Raw genomic sequence first — 18,250 nt, 5'->3', positions numbered from 1 at the left:
TCCCTTCGGATCGGGTGGAAGGAGGGGCCCCTTCTTAACGCCTGCGGTATAGGAAGGGGCCCCTGCAATCACTCAGCTGCCGCCGAGCACGGCCCGTGCGTTCTTGTCGTAGCTGGCGAGGATGCTCTTCGGGTCGCCGTTGGCCAGGCCCTGGAGGCCGGCCTCGAGGTCCTGCAGGACGCTGTCCATCTTCGGCGCGTTCACCGGACCCTGGGCGTACTCCGCGCCGTCGATGAACGGCTTGTCGGCGGGGAACGCCGAGGTGTACTGGTCACGGACCGACTGGCGGGACGGCATCACGCCGAACGCCTTGGCGAAGGCCATCTGCTGCTCGCCGCTGGTCATCGCCTCCACGAACTTGATCGCCTGCTCCTTGTACTGGGACTTCGCGGCGATGCCCCAGCACTGGGTGAAGGAGAGGGTGCCCTTGCCCGCCGGGCCCGCCGGCAGCTCGACCACCTGGTACTTGATCTTCGGGAAGTCGTTCTGCAGGGCGCCCTTGATCCAGTTGCCCTCGATGGTCATCACGGCCGAGCCCTTGCCGAACGCCTCACCGGACCAGCCTGCGTCGAGCTGCTTCGGGAAGCGGGCGAGGCCCTCGGTGACCAGTTCCTTGACGTACGTCAGCGCGGCCACGTTCTCGGCGGTGTCGCCGGTGGGCGTACGCCCGTCCTGGCTGAGCAGCCAGCCACCGTTCTGCACGAGGAAGGCGCCGATGCGGTCGCGGGTGTCGCCGAGCGCCAGCGGCACCATCCCCTTCGCCTTGATCTTCCGCGAGGTGGCGGTGAGCTGGTCCCAGGTGGTCGGCACGTCGGCGTCGGTCAGGCCGGCCTTGCTCCACAGGTCGGTGTTGATCTGGAGGGCGAGGGTGGAGAAGTCCTTGGGCGCGCAGTACAGCTTGCCGTCGTAGGTGAAGGTGGTGCGCAGGCTCTCGTGGAAGTCGTCGACGTTGCTGATCTTGTCGCCGTACGGTTCGAGCGCACCCACGCTGGCGTAGTCGGCGAAGCGCGCGGCGTCGACGTAGAAGACGTCCGGCGGGCTGCCGCCGGCCAGCCCCTGGCCGAGCTGCTGGGTCAGATCCTGTGCGGGTAAGACGGTGGCCTGGTTGCCCGAGGCGGTGGCCCAGGCCGCGGCGGCGTCCTGCACGGCCTTGGTCTCGGCGTCCCCGGAGGAGCCGATCATGATCTGCAGGTTGGCCGGTCCGGTGGACTGGGCGGTCTCGCCGGTGGAGTCGTCGAAGCCGCTGCCGCAGGCGGCGGTGCCGAACAGGGCGGCGGTGGTGAGGCCGGCGACGGCCACGCGGGTGAGGGCGCGAGGTGTCATCGTGTCTTTCTCTCCTGGGGTGAGGGACGGGATTTCAGGCGGGGTGCCGCAGGACCAACGCGGGTCGTAGCAGCACCTGCCGGGGGTCGCGGTGCGGCCCGTCGAGCAGGTCGGTGAGCAGGTCGACGCAGCGGGCGGCGGCGTCGCCGAGGGGTTGGCTGACGCTGCTGAGGCCGACCGCGGCGGCGACCGGGGTGTCGTCGAAACCGATCACCGGCACGGCGGTGCCGGCCGAGCGCAGCGTCTGGAGGGCGCCGAGGGCGAGCGAGTCGCTGGCGCAGACCAGGGCGCTGGGTGGGACGGGCCGCCCCAGCAACTCCCGCGCCGCCCGCGCGCCCTCGGCGATGCCGTCCTCGGTCTGGACGTCGAGTCCGTCGGGGTCCATGCCCGCGTCGAGCAGTGCGCGCCGCCAGCCCGCGCGGCGGTCGTCACCGACGCCGGAGCCGGCCGGCCAGCCGATGAACCCGGTGCGGTGGTGTCCGGCCGTGACCAGGTGGGCGGTTGCCTCGGCGGTGCCGGCGGCGCCGTCGACGTCGACCCAGCTGTGCGCGTGCGGGTGGTCCCACGGCCGGCCGAAGGTGACGAACGGGATCTCGCGTTCGGCCAGCCAGGCGGTACGCGGGTCGCCGTGGTCGGTGCCGGTGATCACGAAACCGTCCAGTTCGTACGCGCTGAGCAGGTCCCCGTACGCGGCGATCTCGCGGTCGACGTCGGGTGCGGTGTAGAGCATGACGCGGTAGCCGGACGCCTCGGCGGTCTCGGTGAGCCCGTGCAGGAAGCGGTCGAGCACCGTGCCGTTGATGCCGTCGCGGGTCGGTTCGATGCGGACCGCGATCAGCCGGGAACGGCCGGTACGCATCTGCCGGGCGGCCTGGTTGGCCCGGTAGCCCAGAGCGACGATCGCGTCCTGCACCCGCTGTCGCGTCTCCGGCCGCACCAGTTGCGGGGCGTTGATGACGTTGGACACGGTCTGCCGGCTGACCTGGGCGTGCCGGGCCACTGTCGCGATGGTCACCTTTTCTGCCACGTCATGCCTTTCGGGGGGCTTGAACGATCCAATTCGGATGAGGCAGGATTGGATCGTTCAAGTTGCTGGAGTGTTTCGGACTCTGCACCGCCCGGAAACGTCTGTCAAGGGGCAGTTCCCCCGATGAACCTGGAGCCGTACGTGACCGCACGTCACCTGCAACCCCTGCTGCACGACCTGGTGGGGGTCGTCCTCGCGCCGACCAGCGCACTCGGGGACCCCGCCGGGCAGATCCGGCCGCTCGGCGTCCAGGGCGTCTTCCATGCCGACACCCGCGTGCTCTCCCGCGCCGAACTGCGCATCGACGAGCGGGAGCCGGAGACGATCGGCCACGCGCCCGTCAGCGCCGACGCCGCCCGCTTCGTCGGCCTGGCCCGCTGGCTCGGCGACCCCGGCCCCGACCCGACCGTCCGGCTCGACCGGACCCGCCGCCTCGAACCGTACGGCCTGATCGAGGAGATCCGCGTGGTCTCCACCGCCGCCGTGCCGGTGCGGGCCACCGTCACCCTCGACCTCGGCTGCGACCTCGCCCCGATCGAACGGGTCAAGACCGGTTTCAGCAGCCCGCCGCTGCCCGCGCAAGCGCTCGCGTCGGACCGGCTCAGCTGGACCGCCGGCGGCACCACCGTCACCGTCACCGCCGAGGGGGCGGAACTCGACCTGGCCGGTGACCGGGCCGACGCGCCCCGCCTGACCTGGCCGGTCACCCTCGGCCCCCGGGAGACCCGGACCCTGCGCTGGCGGCTGGCCGTCACCGATCCCCGCGCCGTCGTCGCGTACCCGCCGGCGGAGCCGACCTGGTCCCGGCCGGAGGTACGCGCCGACGACCGGCGGCTGGACCGGCTGCTGCGCCGCGCCCTCGACGACCTGCACGCGCTGCGCCTGGCCGACCCCGACGCCCCGGACGACGTCTTCCTCGCCGCCGGCGTGCCCTGGTTCCTCACCCTCTTCGGCCGGGACAGCCTCTGGGCCGCCCGGATGCTGCTGCCGCTCGGCACCGACCTGGCCGCCGGCACGCTGCGCGTGCTGGCCCGCCGCCAGGGCCGACACACCGACCCGGCTACCGCCGAACAACCCGGCAAGATCCTGCACGAGCTGCGGCGCGGCGAAGTCAACCTGCCCGCCAATGGGCTACGCCTGCCACCGGCCTACTACGGCACCGTCGACGCCACCATGCTCTGGGTCAACCTGCTGCACGATGCCTGGCGCTGGGGGCTGCCCGCCGAACAGGTCGAGCCCCTGCTGCCGCACCTCGAGGCCGCGCTCGGCTGGCTGGGCGAGCACGCCGACGCCGACGGCGACGGCCTGGTCGAGTACCTCGACACCAGCGGGCACGGGCTGTCCAACCAGGGCTGGAAGGACTCCGGCGACGCCGTCCGGTTCCGTGACGGGAGCCTGGCCAGCGGGCCGATCGCGCTGGCCGAGGTGCAGGGCTACGCGCACGAGGCCGCCGTCAACGCCGCCGCGCTGCTCGACGCGTTCGGCCGCCCCGGCGCCGACCGGTGGCGCGAGTGGGCCGGCCGGCTCGCCGCCCGCTTCCGGGCCGCGTACTGGGTGGACGGTCCGTACGGCCCGCAGCCGGCCCTGGCGCTGGACCGGGACAAGCGCCCCGTCGACTCGCTGACCAGCAACATCGGCCACCTGCTCGGCACCGGCCTGCTCGACGCCGACGAGCAGGCACAGGTCGCCCGGCTGCTCGGCACCGACGCCATGAGCGGGGCGTTCGGGCTGCGGACCATGTCCACCCACGACGGTGGCTTCAGCCCGCTGTCGTATCACTGCGGCTCGGTCTGGACCCACGACACCGCCATCGCGCTCACCGGCCTGGCCCGCGCCGGCTTCCACGAGCCCGCCCTGCGCCTGGCCGACGGCCTGCTCGCCGCCGCCGAGGCGTTCGACTACCAGTTGCCGGAGCTGCACGGCGGCGACGAGCGGGATGTGCTCGGCCGGCCGGTGCCGTACCCGGCAGCCTGCCGTCCCCAGGCCTGGTCGGCCGCTGCGGCGGTGTCGCTGCTGCACGTCGCCGCCGGCGTCTATCCCGACGTGCCCGCCGGCACGGTACGCGTGGCGCCGCTGGCCGGTCCGCGCTTCGGCGGGGTGTCGGTGGCCAGGCTTCGGGTGGCCGACGCCGACGTCGAGGTCAGCGTCGACAACACCGGACACGCCACGGTGTCCCGGCTGCCGGCAGGGCTGACGGTGACCCCCACCGCGGTTCCGGCGCAGCGGACCTTCGCGCCGCAGCACGTCGCCGGGTGAACCGCGCCGCAGCGCGTCGCCGGGTTGAACCGCGCCGCAGCGGCTCAACCCGGCAGGTCGTGTCGGTACCGGCTCAACCCGGCAGGTCGTGCGGGTAGGGCGGGTCGGCGCCCGCGCGGGTGCAGGTGACGGCGGCGACCTCGACCGCGTACCGCAGGGCGGCGGCGACGTCCTCGTCGGGCCAGCCGCTCCCGGGCCGGTCCTCGTCGGGCCGATCGGCTGGGGAGCGGGACAGCCCGGCGAGCAGCCCGGCGGTGAACGCGTCACCGGCCCCGATGGTGTCCACGACGTCGACGACCGGCGCGGGCTGTCGGAACCCGCTGGTGCCGGAGACGGCGAGCGCGCCCTCGGCGCCCAGCGTCACGACGGCGAGCCTGGCGCCGAGGTCCTGCCAGTGCCGCAGCACGTCCTGCGCCGAGCGGCCCGGGTAGAGCCAGGCGATGTCCTCCTCGCTCGCCTTGACGACGTGTGCGAGGGCCACCAGGCCGTCGACCCGGGCGCGGGCCTCGGCGGGGGCGCCGACCAGACCTGGCCGGATGTTCGGGTCGAGGCTGACCAGCGCGCCCCGGTCACGCGCGGTGCGTAGGGCGGCGGCCAGCCGGTCGGCACCGGGGGAGCGGAACACCGCCAGTGACCCGGTGTGCAGGATGCCCTGGCCGGTGAGCGCCGGGGCCAGTTCGTCGGCGCGCCACTGCCAGTCGGCGGTGCCGTCGACGTAGAAGTCGTACGCGGCCACGCCGTCACCGGTCAGCGAGGCGATCGCCAGGGTGGCCGGGTCGTCGGTGTCGACGGCGTGGCGTAGGTCGACTCCGTTGGTCTCGGCGTGTGCCCGCAGCCGCCGGCCGAACCGGGTGGTCGAGAAGCGGGCGAGCAACGTGGTCGGTACGCCGAGGCGGGCCAGCCCGACGGCGACGTTGAGCGGGCTGCCGCCCGGGTGGGCGGTGAACCGGCCGTCCGGCTCCTGCACCAGGTCGACGACCGCCTCACCGAGCACCGTGACCGCCGCGCCGCCGGCGGGCCCGGCCGCCGGCAGCGTGTCCGCCGACGGCGCCTCAGCCATCGCGGGGCGCGGGAGCCGCCGGTTGGGTGACCAGACCGGTGGCGCGGTCGTAGCGGACCGGGATCGGGTCGGTGAGTTCGCCGACGAACTGACCGTCGACGTGGTCGATGAAGCCGATCAGGGACCAGCCGTCGCCGTCGGGGACCAGCCGCGGCGCGTACAGGTTCGGCTGGTCGATCGGTTGGGCGGCCGCCACGTCCCACGGGCCCCGCACCGTCGGCGCGGACACCGTCCAGAGCAGGTGCTCGGATCCTCGGCCGGCGGCGATGGCGTTGGTGCAGAACAGCAGCAGCGGCTGCCCGTCCACGACGGCGACCTGGGGCACCTCGAGGTGACCGAAGCCGGCCGGTGCGGAGAGCGGCGGCTGGACGGTCCAGGTCAGCAGGTCCGGGGAGGTCGCGTGACCGATCACGCCCCGCTCGTCGGCCGGCCCGTGGTTGGCGCGGGCGGTGATGAGCATGTGCCAACCGTCGCCGTCCGGATCGGGGAAGACCCAGGGGTCGCGCCACGCCTGCTCGTACCACATGTCGCGGTCGAGCAGTTCGTACCAGGTGGGGTCGGCCTCCACGATCAGGCCGTCCCCGTGCCGCTGCCACGTGAGCAGGTCGTCGGAGACGGCCAGGCCGATGCGCTGGACCAGCCCGTCCTCGGCTCGGCCGACGCCGGTGTAGAAGAGGTACCACCGCCCGTCCGGGCCGCGTACGGTGCAGCCGGTCCAGGTGGCCAGGTCGTCCCAGCCGGTGTCGGCGGGCACCAGCGCGTCGGCGACCAGCTGCCAGGAGCGCAGGTCGGTGGAGACGGCGTGACCGATCGAGGCGCGTCGGTGACGGCGGTGCGGGTCGAGCAGGGCCCGGGAGGCGCGCAGGAAGAACGCGTGCCGCTGGCCGGCGTCGTCCTGGGCGTACCAGCTGTCCCACACCCAGTGGTCGGGCAGACGTAGCATGGCCGGGAAGGTATCACTAAATCGGTTTAGCGCGCGACCCCCGAGCTCACATCGGCCGCCGGAGGGCCCTCACCCGGCGGGCGCGGCGAGGGAACGGTGCCGGCGGGCGCGGCGACGGATTGGCGGCGGCGCAGCAGCATGGGCACCAGCGACGGGCCGTCGTCGTCGCCGTCGAGCAGCAGCTCCACCGCCTTGCGCCCCATCTGCTCGTGCGGCAGCGCGGCGGTGGTGAGCCCGGGGCGTAGCCAGGCGGCGATCGGGTCGTCGTCGAAGGAGATCACCGAGATGTCGTCCGGGATGGTCAGGCCGACTTCGCCGAGCGCCTGGTAGACGCCGAAGGCGAGCCGGTCGTTCATGCAGATGATCGCGCTGGGTGCCGCCGGCAGATCCAGCAGCGTACGCGTCGCGGTGTAGCCGTGTTCCGGCAGCCACTCGGGGCAGAAGATCTCGGTCAACGGCCGGACGCCGGCGGCGGCGAGAGCGTCCCGGATGCCGTGCAGCCGGGCCTCGGCCGCGAGGGAGATCTCGGGGTCGCGTTCCTTCTGCCGATTGCGCCCGATCAGGGCGATCCGGTCCCGGTGGCCCTGGGCGAGCAGTGTCTCGGCGACGGTCGCACCGGCCCCCTGGTCGTCGGGGAGCACCCAGGGTAACCGCGTCGAGCTGGTGGCGTTGAGCAGCACCACCGAGCCGCCGAGGATCGCCGGCGGCACCGTCAGCCGCCGGGTCGCCATGGCCGCGTAGATGACGCCGTCGACCTGGCGGTCGAGGATCGCCTCGATCGCGTACTGCTCGAACGCCGCGTCGCCCTGCGTCTCGGTGATCAGCAGGACGTGGTCGCGCTCACGCGCGGCATCCAGGGCGCCACGGATGAGGCCGCCGGCGAACCGGGTGGTGGCGACGATGTCGGAGACGAACGCGATGGTGGCCGTCTTGCGGGTCCGCAGGCTGCGCGCGGCGATGTTGGGCCGGTAGCCGAGTTCCTCCGCCGCGGCGAACACGCGCTGGTGCGCCTCCGCGGAGAGTCGGGTGCCCTCTCGCCCGTTGAGTACCATCGACGCGGCGGTCTTGGACAGCCCTGCCCGTCTGGCGACGTCGGCCAGGGTTGCTCGGTTGCGGCCCATGAGTCCTCCGATCGCGGCGGCCCGTTCGGCGCCGCAGCTGCTCCCCATCATGATGCGTGGTGCCGCATGGTCGGTCACCGGTGGGAGCTGTCGGAGCGCGCACGTCCATTTCGTGAACTGACCGTGTCCGGACTGTGGCCAACTCGTCCTTGACAGTTTGTAACAACGCGCGCATGCTTTGCTAAATCAGTTTAGCGACGAGGTTCCGCCCACTGGGAGCGTCGCCCGACCCGCCGCGGACGAGTCAAGGAGCATAAAGGTGTCGGAGTTCACGACCAGATTCACCCGCCGCCGGCTGGCACTGCTGGTGCCGTTGCTGGCGGCCGGCCTGACCATCAGCGCGTGCAGCGCGCCCGGCTCCGAGCAGCCCAAGTCGGAGGACTCCGACGCCAAGGTCAGCACGGAGCTGGGGACCGATCCGATCACCCTGGAAATGTACGCCGAGACCGGCTTCCCATTGGCCAAGGCGCTCGCCGACGAGTTCACCAAGCAGCACCCGCACGTCAAGTTCAACATCCGCGAGGACCAGTTCACCGTCATCGTGGAGAACGCCCCGCGCGTGCTCGCCTCGGACAACGCGCCCGACATCATCCGGCTGCCCACCATGGTCGACCTGGTCAAGGACGGGCTGCTGAAGAACCTGGACCCGTACTTCGACGCGCACGGCTGGGACAAGTTCCCCGCCTCCCAGCTGGTGCAGCTGCGGCTCACCGACGGCGGCGCGGAGCGCGGCAGCGGCTCGCTCTACGGCATGGGCCTGGGCTACAGCGTCACCGGCGTCTTCTACAACAAGAAGCAGGCCGAGCGGATCGGCATGACCCAGCCGCCGGCCACCATCGCCGAGTTCGAGGAACTGCTGGCCAAGGCCAAGGCGGCCAACCTGCAGCCGATCATGCAGTTCAACAAGAACACCGCCGGCATCAACTTCACGCACCAGGCGCTGCAGAACCAGTTCGGCGACCCGACCCAGATCGCGGACTGGATCTTCCAGAAGAAGGGCGCCAGCTTCGACACCCCGGCTGCGCTCAAGGCCACCCAGACCATCCAGAAGTGGGCCCAGGCCGGCTACTTCCCGAAGGACGCCAACGCCATCGACTACACCGCGATGATGGGCGAGTTCATGAAGGGCAACGGCCTGTTCATGTTCAACGGCGACTGGGAGTCGGGGAACCTGGACAAGAACATGGCCGGCGAGGTCGGGTTCTTCCTCTTCCCGGGTGAGACCGCCGACGCCAAGAACGTGGCGATGTCCGCGCCGAACACCTTCGGCGTCGGTGCGCGGGCCAAGAACGCCGACGCCGCGGTGTACTTCCTCAACTGGGCGCACACCAACGACAAGGCCCGGGAGATCGCGGTGCAGATCGGCGGCTCGCACCCGGGCGGCCCGAGCGACCTGCCCCTGCCGGCGGTGACCGACGGTACCGTGCTGGCCGAGACCCTCAAGGCATCGCAGCAGCTCGGCGCCGACAACGGCGCGGTCGACTTCACCGCGAACGCGACCGGCGGCATCTTCGCCTCGGCCATCACCCCGGAGATGCAGAAGCTGATCGCCGACCAGCAGACCCCGGAGGGGTACGTGAAGGCGGTCCAGGCCGAGTACGAGAAGGAACTGTCTCGATGACGTCTGCCCTCGGCAGCGCCCCCGCCGGGTCGGGCATCGCGTCCCGGCCCGGCGGGGGCAACCCCGGCCCACCCGTGCGGCCCCACCGGAAACGGCGGTGGGGCCGCACGGCCCGGTGGATCGGCTGGGTGTGGGTCCTGCCCGCGCTGATCATGTACGCCGTCTTCGTGCTGCGCCCGCTCGCGCTGACCGTGCAGTACTCGCTGTACCGCTGGAACGGCATCGGGTCCGCCCGCTGGGTCGGGTTCGAGAACTACCTGACCGTCTTCACCGACCGCGACCTGCTGAAGATCATCTCGAACGCGTTCGTACTGATCGTCTTCTTCAGCTTCATCCCGGTCGCGCTCGGCCTGCTCGTGGCCAGCCTGGTGCGGCGGATCACCACCGGACCGGGTGGCACCCTGGTCCGTACCGTGCTCTTCCTGCCCCAGGTGATCCCGCTGGTGGCGGCCGGCATCGCCTGGAGCTGGGTGCTGTCCAGCAGCGGCCTGGTCAACCAGGCGCTGCGGGCCGTCGGGCTGGACGGCCTCACCCGCTCCTGGCTCGGTGAGTTCAACACCGCACTGCCCGCGGTCGGCGTGATCGGCACCTGGGTCATGCTCGGCCTCTGCACGATCCTGCTGGTCACCGGCATGAGCAAGATCGACCCGTCGCTCTACGAGGCGGCCCGGATGGACGGCGCCGGCCCGATCCGGGAATTCTTCGCCGTCACCCTGCCCAGCCTGCGCCAGGAGATCGGCGTCTGCCTCACCGTGACCGTCATCGCGGCCCTGGCCAGCTTCGACATCGTCTACATCTCCACCAGCGGCGGCCCTGGCATCCAGACCACCGTGCCCGGCCTGGAGATCTACCGGCTCGCCTTCTCGCAGCGGCAGGTCGGGCTCGCCTCGGCCCTGGGCGTGGTGCTGATGCTGCTGGTCCTGGTCTGCGTCCTGCCGATCCAACGGCTGACCCGAGGAGAGAAGGCGTGAACCTGAGCAGTCGCAGCGAACGGCTGACCGGCCGGATCTTCCTGATCGCGCTGGTCGTCGTCACCCTGCTGCCGTTCCTGAGCATGCTCTCGGCGGCGCTGCAACCCCGCGGCACCGTGCCCACCGGCCTGGCCTGGCCGACGGATCCGCAGTGGGGCAACTTCGCCGACGCCTTCACCGCCGCGAACATGGGCGCCCTGTTGAAGTCGAGCCTGCTGATCGTGGCCGGGGTGGTGCCGATCGGCGTACTCATCGCCACCATGGCCGGCTTCGGGCTCGGTCACCTGCGGGTGCCCGGCGGACACATCGCCTTCGGGCTGCTGCTGCTCGGTCTGACCCTGCCCTTCGAGGCGGTGGTCACCCCGATGTACTACCAGATGCGGGACATGGGCCTGCTCAACACCCGATGGGCAATCATCCTGCCGTTGATCGGCCTCTACATGCCGTTCGCGGTGTTTTGGATGCGGGCGCACTTCACCAACGTGCCGCCCGAACTGTCCGAGGCGGCCCGAGTCGACGGCAGCAACACCTGGCAGCTGTTCTGGCGGGTGCACGTGCCGCTGGCCCGGCCGGCGATCGCCTCGCTGACCATCCTGCTGTTCCTCTGGACCTGGAACCAGTTCCTGCTCGCCATCGTCATGGTCGACGATGCCACCAAGCGGACGATGGCCGGCGCGCTGGGCGCGTTCCAGGGGCAGTGGGGGACGGATCTGGTGCTGCTCTGCGCTGGATCGCTGCTTATCCTGACCCCTACCCTGATCGTGTTCCTGATCTTCCAGCGACAGTTCATCAAGGCCCTGCTCCAGGGCTCCGTGAAGGGATAGCGAGTTGACCGACCCGCAGATCCACGGTGACGTCGACGACGGCTTCGGCCCGGTCGCCGACGTGTTCCGCGACAACTTCGCCCACCGTGGGGAGGTGGGCGCCGCGGTCGCCGTCTACCTGCGCGGCCGCAAGGTCGTCGACCTCCACGGCGGGTTGGCCGACCCCCGCTCCGGTCGCCCCTGGAGCGCCGACACGCCCGCCGTCGTCTTCTCCGTCACCAAGGGGATCATGGCGATCTGCGCGTACCTGCTGGTGCAGCAGGGCCGGCTCGACCTCGACGCCCCGGTCACCCGCTACTGGCCCGAGTTCGGCCAGCACGGCAAGGCCGAGATCCCGGTCCGGTGGCTACTCACCCACCAGTCCGGCCTGCCGGCGCTGGACAAGCCGTTCACCCGCGAGGAAGTGCTCGCCTGGGACCCGGTGATCGCGGCGATCGAGGCGCAGACTCCGCTGTGGAAGCCGGGTACGGCACACAGCTACCACCCGATCACCTACGGCTGGCTGATCGGCGAGGTGATCCGCCGGATCACCGGCGAGATGCCCGGCGCCTTCTTCGCCCGAGCCCTCGGCGACCCGCTCGGCCTGCGTACCTGGATCGGTCTGCCGGCCGCCGAACGCGACTCGGTCGCCTGGATGCTGGGGCCCATCGGGGATCCCGGCCCGGCCATCGACCCGGTCTCCGAACGCGGCATCACCATGGGCGGCGCCTTCCCCTTCCCCGCCGACGAAAACAACCTGGTCAGCTTCAACGACCCGGCCATCCAGGCCGCTCAGGTTCCCGGCGCGGGCGCGGTCAGCACGGCCGAGAGCCTGGCCCGCCTCTACGCCGCCTGCGTCTCCGACATCGACGCACCACGGCTGCTCAGCACCGCGTCCGTCGACGACGCGATCACCGTGCGCGCCGCCGGCCAGCAGGTGTACGGGCACCCCGACGCGGGACACCGCTGGGGCACCGGATTCCTCGTACACTCGGTGCCGCGCCCAATGGTCGGCGAGCGCAGCTTCGGTCACGACGGCGCGGGCGGGCACCTGGCCTTCGGCGACGACACCCACCAGGTCGGCTTCGGCTACGTCGTCAACCAGATGGGCGGCGTCGACGACGTGCGGGCCAACCTGCTCAGCGACGCGGTGCGCGACTGCCTGGCGTGACCCATGGGCAACCGGGGGCGGGGAATGTCGATCAGTGACCGGGACCTGGCCATCAAGGCGGCGGAGGCCGGTGCGGCGGTCGTACGTGCTCACTACGGGACATCGGTGGTTCGTTTTGCGAAGTCGGCCGGGGACTTCGCCACGACCGCCGACATCGAGGCGGAAGAGGCCATCCTCGGTGTCCTGCGGGCCGCCCGTCCCGATGACCACGTGTGGGCGGAGGAGAGCGGGCGCAGCGGGACCGGCGGGAGCGAACGCCTCTGGTTGGTCGACCCGCTGTGCGGGACGCTGAACTTCGCCGTACACAACATGCTGGTCGCGGTCAACGTGGCCTTGCGGGTCGGAACGCGGGTCGTGGTGGCGGCCTCGGCGGACCCGTTCGCGCAGGAGATCTTCTGGACCGACGGCGTCGACGCCAGTGTGCGACGCGCGGGCGTCGATCAGCGGCTTGTTCCGTCGGCCGAATCGAGGTTGGTGGACGTCAATCTCGATCCACCGTTTCCCAACGAGTCGGTGTTCCGGGCCGCCCGGCTGCTCGCCCACGAGAGGTTCGTCGAGCGGTTCCGGCCGCGGGTCGTCTCGACCACGCTGGCGGTGGCGTGGGTCGCGGCCGGGCGGCGCGCGGCGTACGTGACCGACGGTCAGCTCCGCGACAGCGTGCACTTCGCGGCCGGCATCGCGCTCTGTGCGGCGGCCGGTTGCGTGGTGACCGGCATCGACGGCCAACCCTGGCACACCGGCCTGGGCGGTCTCGTCGTGGCGGCCGACGCGCGGACGCACGCGGAACTGTTGGCGCTCGTCGCGGACCAGCGGGCAGGTGGCGCTGGCTTGCCGCTTCCGTGATCCCACGAAAGCGGCAAGTGTGTCGGATCTGAAATCGGGTAATCGGCCCCGCTTCGACCGCAGGAGGTCCGGAGGAGGCCATGCCCACCAGGTGGACCCGACGACGACGCCGCGAGATGGTTCGCGATGGTGTCCTCGTCGCCTTCGGCATGGGAGTCGGAGCGGTCGGCTTCGCCGAGGCAGCCGATGTCACCGACCGTAAGCTTCCGCTGCGTGGTGGGGCCGCCGCCGTCATCGCCGATCGGCCCGACCTGTTCGGCGCCGGGCGGGTCCAGGTGACCTGGTCCGTCCCCACCACCGAGAAACTCGTCGCGCTCACCTTCGACGACGGTCCCCACCCGCGCTGGACCCCGATGGTGCTCGACATCCTGGACCGACACCGCGTGCCGGCCACCTTCTTCATGGTCGGCGAACAGGCACAGCGCCACGCCGACATCATCGGCCACCGTCGGATGAGCCAGCACGACGTCGGCAACCACACGTGGACCCACCGTGACCTCGCCCGTACCGACCCGGACGAGGCGTACGACGAACTCTTCCGCACCCACACCACGCTCACCGACCTCACCGGCCGCGAGCCCCGCTTCCTCCGGCCCCCGTACGGCCATCTCAGCGGCGGCGCGCTCGCCGCCGCGGCCCGGATGCGCTACGACATCGTCCTCTGGTCACAGCAGATGCGCGAACGCCAGTTCCGAGGCGATCCGGCCGGCCAGGCCCGCCACGTCGTCGACCGGGCGCAACCGGGCACCATCCTCCTCGCCCACGACGTCGGATCCGACGACCGCCTCGTCGCACTCGACGGCCTCCCAGACATGATCACGGGACTGCGTGCCAGAGGCTTCCAGTTCGTCACGGTGTCCGCGCTGCTGAAGATCCAGCGATGACACGGGGGCAAGGGTGTGCAGTCAGTCGAGGCAGAACTCGTTGCCCTCCGGGTCGGTCATCACGATGAAACCGGTTTCGAACGGCGGCGCGGGCTCGACACGGCGTACGCGCGCGGCCCCCAACGCGACGAGCCGGTCACACTCGGTCTCCAGCGCCGCCATCCGCTTCTCTCCCGCCAGCCCGGGAGCCGTCCGTACGTCGAGGTGAACGCGGTTCTTGGCGACCTTGTCCTCACCGAGACGCGGGAGCAAACGCGGCCCGAAACGCGGTGGCAGACGCGGTGCCACGAATCTCCGACCCGGCCCTACCCGAGCTCCTGCAGAGGCGTGGGCTCCACCCCCCACGGTACGGTGACCTCGACTCCTCGGGCACCGAACCGGAGCCACCAACCCAGCCGACACCCACTTGAGCAGCATGGGCGCGCGCCCACACACCATGATCCGGCATCGACCGACGGTGACCTGTCCGGCGGCGCGAATGCACTCGCGTCCGCAGCGAAAGCCGGCAACGCTGGGGCCGGACCCGCATCACGAGCCGCCTGACGCTCCGACCGGGGGGTTCATGGACAAACGCTGACTAGCCGACGGGGGTAGCGCTCCGCGCCCTCCCCGGCCGCTCTCCGTTCGTCACCCACCGCAGCGCCCACTCCGCCGGCCCGTACCGGTGCCGTCGCAGCCACCACGCGCTCACCGCGAGTTGCCCCGCGAAGATCAGCAATGCCAGCCCGGTCGTCCCCACTGGCGACACGCTCCCGGCCAAGCCAAGTCCGACACCGCTGAAGATGAGCAGTCCCAGCAGCGATTGCCCCAGGTAGTTGGTGAGCGCGATCCGCCCCGCCGGTGCCAGGGCCGGCCGCACGAACGCCAACCGCGGGCTGTGCATCATCCGCAGCAGCGTGGCCACGTACGCAGCCGTCAGCAGCGGCGCGGTCGCCGCGCTCACCGCCACGGCCAGCGTCTCGCCGTTGCCGCCGCCCAGCGTGTACACCACACCGCCCGCGATCCCTACGGGGAAGCCGATCCACTGGATCCGCCGCAGCACCGGCTCGTGACCGCGCACGCCCGCGAGGAGCCGTCGCCGGCCGGCGACCATGCCGAGCAGGAACATCGCCAGCGCCGTTGGCCCCTGGAACGTCGCGGACTGGAGCACCAGGAAGGGGAGCCCGGAGAGGTTGTGACCGATGACGTCGCCCCATCCGCCGAGCATCGCGGCCGTTGCGTTCTCGGCGTTGGCCAGTGCCTCAGCTTCGGTCGGCAGGAACGCGGAGGAGTCCACGAAGAGCCCGCTGGTCAGCAGGCTCAGCAGCACGATCCCGTAGAGCACGCCGGCGACGCGCAGCGCCGTCCGGTCGCAGACCCGCCGCATCCCGAGCAGGATCAGGCAGACCACCGCGTAGGTCATCAGGATGTCGCCGCCGTACAGGAGCACCGTGTGCAGGGCGCCGAGAATGAACAGGCCGGCGATCCGGCGCAGCATCCGCGGCCCGAACGCCGCGCCCGCGCGCTCCGCCGACTCCATCTGCAGGGTGAAGCTGTACCCGAACAGGAACGAGAAGAGGATGTAGAACTTCATGTCAACGAACACCGCGGACAGTCCCCGCGCCAGGTTGTCGAAGAGCGAGGAGAACGCCGGATCCGAAACGAGATTACCGGGGTAACCGGAGGCCATGAAGGTGATGTTCACGACGAAGATGCCGAGCAGTGCGAAGCCTCGCACGGCGTCGACGTCGTGGAGGCGCTGCCCGGCGGGCGCCCGGTTCGCCGTGGCGCCCGCCGTGCTCGCTGATCCGTTCATATGCTTCCTCTTCCGCTCGATCCAACCGCGCACTTAATGTACTGGGGATACTATCCATGGGACACAATGAGTCGTCAACCGCCGGAGAGGTGCCCGCCGACTTGGCGCGGCTCTGGCGGCTCTCGGCGTCCGCACGACGCGGCCGGCCCGCCGAACTCGACGTCGGCCGGGTCGTCAACGCCGCGGTCGACCTGGCCGATCGGGAGGGCCTGGACGGGGTGACCCTCCAGAAGGTCGCGCAGGCGCTCGGCTTCACCAAGATGTCGCTGTACCGGCACGTGGGCTCGAAGGAGGAACTCGTCGAGTTGATGGCCGACCACGCCACCGGGTCCGCCCCCAGGCTCGACGCGGATAGCTGGCGCGACGGCGTGCACTGGTGGGCGGCGGCGATCCGCGCCCGGTACGCCGAGCACCCATGGCTCGTGGAGGTCCCGGTCCTGGGCCCGCCCCGAGGGCCGAACGCCATCGGCTGGATGGACGCGTTCCTGCGGGTCCTGCACGACACCGGCCTGGATCCGGGGACGAAGGCAGGCGTCCTTGTCGTCGTCGGCGGATACGTGCGCAACGCAATCTTGCAGGGTCGGCAGATGGCGGAGGGCCGCCGCGGCACCGGGCTCAGCCAGGCGGACGTTGAGCAGAACTACGGCCGGGCCCTCGCCGCGCTCGTCGACCCCGAGCGCTTCCCGGAGGCCGCGTTGCTGTTCAAAGCAGGCGTCTTCGAGACGGATCCGGGCGAGAACCCAGAGGACCAGGACTTCGTGTTCGGCCTCGACCTGATCCTCGACGGCCTTGAGGTAGCCATCGCGCGACTCAATCGATGACGGGCGCCAAGTAGTCGAGTGGCCGCGTCGCCACCCGTACCTGGCGTCATCGGCTGGATGTGGTTGCTCAGGCGTCCCTGACCGACCACATCGTCACACGATCGACTGGCGGACCAGCCGCCATTGCGATCCCGGCACCGGTTCTTGGTTTCCACGCTTCCTCTCCGGCACCTGCTGGAAGAACAGCCGCGGGCCGTGCCCCGCCGGATCCTCGATGGCCGACCTGGTGTTGCGCTGCTCCGGTGGTACGCCGATTCCGGCGAGGAAGTCGTCCCACGCGGCCAGCGGGTCGGCGCCGTCGGGCAGGTCGACTCCGGGCGGACCGGGATGCACGTAGCCCAGCGCCTCCCGCCAGAAGGACGACAGCGCCTTGGGTCGTGGGCGTCGAAGGTGACCTCGACGTGGCGGCTCATCGGGTTGCTCCCTGCGAATGGACCGGCACTGCTGGCTCGGTCGAGTGAACGGTCTCGGCGATGCGAGTCAGCCAGTGCAGATCGTTGGCCCGCGCCTCCGGGCTGGCCCCGGGGTCGAGGATGCTGTCCAGAAACTCGACGATGTCGTCAAGGTACCGTTCGCGGCGGTAGTAGCTCAGCAGGGTCTGGTCCGGTTCCATCCGCCCATAGCCCTGATGGAAGAGCTCGGCGCGACGTGCGTTGACCGGGTGGGCGCCGAAGTCCCGGCTGTGGACGAACATCAGGTCCCGCTCGCGTGGCGCGAGGATCGGCGCATCCCAGTCCACGACGTGTAACGGACCGTCGCCCTCGGCGATCAGGTTTCCGGGGTGAATGTCCGCGTGGCAGATCACGTGTCGCGCGTCCGGCACGCGGGAGGCAAGGTCGTCGACCGCTTCCGACAACCGGTGCAGCGCGGTGCCGTATCGGGCCCAGAAAGCGCCGAGGACCTCGCTCGCCGCCGCCCGCCCGCCGAGGGTTCGCAGCCGCTCGCCCGCGCGCGATCGGTACGTCTCGACGGGCAGAACGGCGGCGAGGTCGGCACTCGGCGTGATCGCGTGCAGCCGACCCAGGAACTCGCCATACTCGATCAACTGGCGGTCGGTGAGGCTGCGGTCCCACAGGTCGCCACCGTCGCGAAACGGGTAGAGCAGCAGTTGGTGGTCCCCGAACTCGTGGCCGACCCCACCGTCCGGCCGGTCGATCGGCGCTACGACCTGCCGGACTCCTTGCCTGCGGAGAAAACCGGGCAGTAGGACGGCGGCCGGGGTGAACTCGCCGTGGCGCACCTTCAGGAAGTAGCGGTCACCGTCGGGCGTGTCCACCCGGTAGGCCCACGTGTGCCCGTCGAGCCCGACCGGCATGAACACGAGAGCGGCGACGTCCACGGCCCAGGCGGCGGCCACCTCGACCGCCAGCAACCGCTCGTCGACGTCAGGCTTGTCAAGCACGGACCGCGGCCCGGCGTTCCACGTCGGTCCGGCGCACTCGCGAAACCATGACCTCAGTCTTTCAGTGCGATCAACCCAGTTTCGGTGCACGAGGGAACTGGCCGGATGCGGGCGACCCACCACTCACCACCGCGCCCACCATCCACATGGGTAACCGTCCAGCGGTGACGGTGAGCAGCGCAAGGTCGCACCGATCGCGTCCGCTTCGG

General features: G+C 71.0%; 16 protein-coding genes and 1 pseudogene. 8 read left to right on the top strand and 9 right to left on the bottom strand.

Annotated features, from left to right (window positions below; genetic code table 11):
- Window positions 1-72: 72 nt before the first annotated feature.
- Complete coding sequence (locus IEY61_RS03515) at window positions 73-1,323, bottom strand: sugar ABC transporter substrate-binding protein (protein WP_189040750.1); 1,251 nt, start codon at window positions 1,321-1,323, stop codon at window positions 73-75.
- Window positions 1,324-1,357: 34 nt separating this feature from the next.
- Window positions 1,358-2,338, bottom strand: a complete 981-nt coding sequence (locus tag IEY61_RS03510; protein WP_229705652.1) for a LacI family DNA-binding transcriptional regulator — start codon at window positions 2,336-2,338, stop codon at window positions 1,358-1,360.
- 153 nt (window positions 2,339-2,491) lie between these two features.
- Here IEY61_RS03510 and IEY61_RS03505 point away from each other — a divergent pair, with 153 nt between their 5' ends.
- Window positions 2,492-4,606, top strand: coding sequence for an amylo-alpha-1,6-glucosidase (locus IEY61_RS03505; protein WP_229705651.1), 2,115 nt, complete (start codon window positions 2,492-2,494; stop codon window positions 4,604-4,606).
- Window positions 4,607-4,679: 73 nt separating this feature from the next.
- Here the strand turns inward: IEY61_RS03505 and IEY61_RS03500 are convergent, their stop codons facing one another.
- From IEY61_RS03500 to IEY61_RS03490, 3 genes and pseudogenes are all read right to left on the bottom strand, one after another.
- The gene (locus IEY61_RS03500) at window positions 4,680-5,666 is read right to left on the bottom strand and encodes a carbohydrate kinase family protein (RefSeq protein ID WP_189040747.1); all 987 of its coding nucleotides are present in this window, start codon (window positions 5,664-5,666) and stop codon (window positions 4,680-4,682) included.
- Window positions 5,659-6,618: pseudogene (locus tag IEY61_RS03495) on the bottom strand (glycosyl hydrolase family 32); the annotation flags it as partial. The gene IEY61_RS03500 and the pseudogene IEY61_RS03495, both read right to left, overlap by 8 nt.
- Before the next feature lie 17 nt (window positions 6,619-6,635).
- Window positions 6,636-7,730, bottom strand: a complete 1,095-nt coding sequence (locus tag IEY61_RS03490) for a LacI family DNA-binding transcriptional regulator (RefSeq protein ID WP_189040745.1) — start codon at window positions 7,728-7,730, stop codon at window positions 6,636-6,638.
- 259 nt (window positions 7,731-7,989) lie between these two features.
- Between IEY61_RS03490 and IEY61_RS03485 the strand changes: the two genes are divergently transcribed.
- From IEY61_RS03485 to IEY61_RS03460, 6 genes are all read left to right on the top strand, one after another.
- Window positions 7,990-9,351, top strand: coding sequence for an ABC transporter substrate-binding protein (locus tag IEY61_RS03485; protein WP_189040744.1), 1,362 nt, complete (start codon window positions 7,990-7,992; stop codon window positions 9,349-9,351).
- Window positions 9,348-10,322 carry a carbohydrate ABC transporter permease gene (locus tag IEY61_RS03480; RefSeq protein ID WP_189040743.1) on the top strand — a complete coding sequence of 325 codons (975 nt, stop codon included), beginning with the start codon at window positions 9,348-9,350 and terminating at the stop codon, window positions 10,320-10,322. Before IEY61_RS03485 ends, IEY61_RS03480 begins: the two co-directional genes overlap by 4 nt.
- Window positions 10,319-11,146 (top strand): carbohydrate ABC transporter permease, encoded by an 828-nt coding sequence (locus IEY61_RS03475; protein ID WP_189040742.1) that lies wholly within the window; start codon window positions 10,319-10,321, stop codon window positions 11,144-11,146. The genes IEY61_RS03480 and IEY61_RS03475 overlap by 4 nt, the downstream gene beginning before the upstream one ends.
- Before the next feature lie 4 nt (window positions 11,147-11,150).
- Complete coding sequence (locus IEY61_RS03470) at window positions 11,151-12,296, top strand: serine hydrolase domain-containing protein (protein ID WP_189040741.1); 1,146 nt, start codon at window positions 11,151-11,153, stop codon at window positions 12,294-12,296.
- Between the two features lie 24 nt (window positions 12,297-12,320).
- Window positions 12,321-13,139, top strand: coding sequence for an inositol monophosphatase family protein (locus IEY61_RS03465; protein ID WP_189040740.1), 819 nt, complete (start codon window positions 12,321-12,323; stop codon window positions 13,137-13,139).
- Between the two features lie 80 nt (window positions 13,140-13,219).
- On the top strand, window positions 13,220-14,023 hold the full coding sequence (locus IEY61_RS03460; protein ID WP_189040739.1) for a polysaccharide deacetylase family protein: 804 nt from the start codon (window positions 13,220-13,222) through the stop codon (window positions 14,021-14,023).
- A gap of 21 nt (window positions 14,024-14,044) precedes the next feature.
- On the opposite strand, the gene IEY61_RS03455 is transcribed toward IEY61_RS03460, so the two are convergent.
- Both IEY61_RS03455 and IEY61_RS03450 read right to left on the bottom strand, forming a co-directional pair.
- Entirely contained in the window at window positions 14,045-14,311 is a 267-nt protein-coding gene (locus IEY61_RS03455) for a VOC family protein (protein WP_229705650.1), read from the bottom strand.
- Between the two features lie 289 nt (window positions 14,312-14,600).
- Window positions 14,601-15,818 carry a DUF418 domain-containing protein gene (locus tag IEY61_RS03450; RefSeq protein ID WP_189040738.1) on the bottom strand — a complete coding sequence of 406 codons (1,218 nt, stop codon included), beginning with the start codon at window positions 15,816-15,818 and terminating at the stop codon, window positions 14,601-14,603.
- 89 nt (window positions 15,819-15,907) lie between these two features.
- Here IEY61_RS03450 and IEY61_RS03445 point away from each other — a divergent pair, with 89 nt between their 5' ends.
- The gene (locus tag IEY61_RS03445; RefSeq protein ID WP_189040811.1) at window positions 15,908-16,639 is read left to right on the top strand and encodes a TetR/AcrR family transcriptional regulator; all 732 of its coding nucleotides are present in this window, start codon (window positions 15,908-15,910) and stop codon (window positions 16,637-16,639) included.
- 93 nt (window positions 16,640-16,732) lie between these two features.
- Here the strand turns inward: IEY61_RS03445 and IEY61_RS03440 are convergent, their stop codons facing one another.
- Together IEY61_RS03440 and IEY61_RS03435 are read right to left on the bottom strand one after the other, a co-directional pair.
- On the bottom strand, window positions 16,733-16,972 hold the full coding sequence (locus tag IEY61_RS03440) for a hypothetical protein (RefSeq protein ID WP_229705648.1): 240 nt from the start codon (window positions 16,970-16,972) through the stop codon (window positions 16,733-16,735).
- Between the two features lie 76 nt (window positions 16,973-17,048).
- Window positions 17,049-18,041 (bottom strand): phosphotransferase enzyme family protein, encoded by a 993-nt coding sequence (locus IEY61_RS03435; protein WP_189040737.1) that lies wholly within the window; start codon window positions 18,039-18,041, stop codon window positions 17,049-17,051.
- Window positions 18,042-18,250: the final 209 nt, after the last annotated feature.

Source organism: Micromonospora sonchi (genome assembly GCF_014646235.1).
GTDB classification, from domain to species: Bacteria; Actinomycetota; Actinomycetes; order Mycobacteriales; family Micromonosporaceae; genus Micromonospora; species Micromonospora sonchi.
Note: the sequence above shows the minus strand (reverse complement) of the source record. Positions and strands in the feature narration are given on the sequence as shown.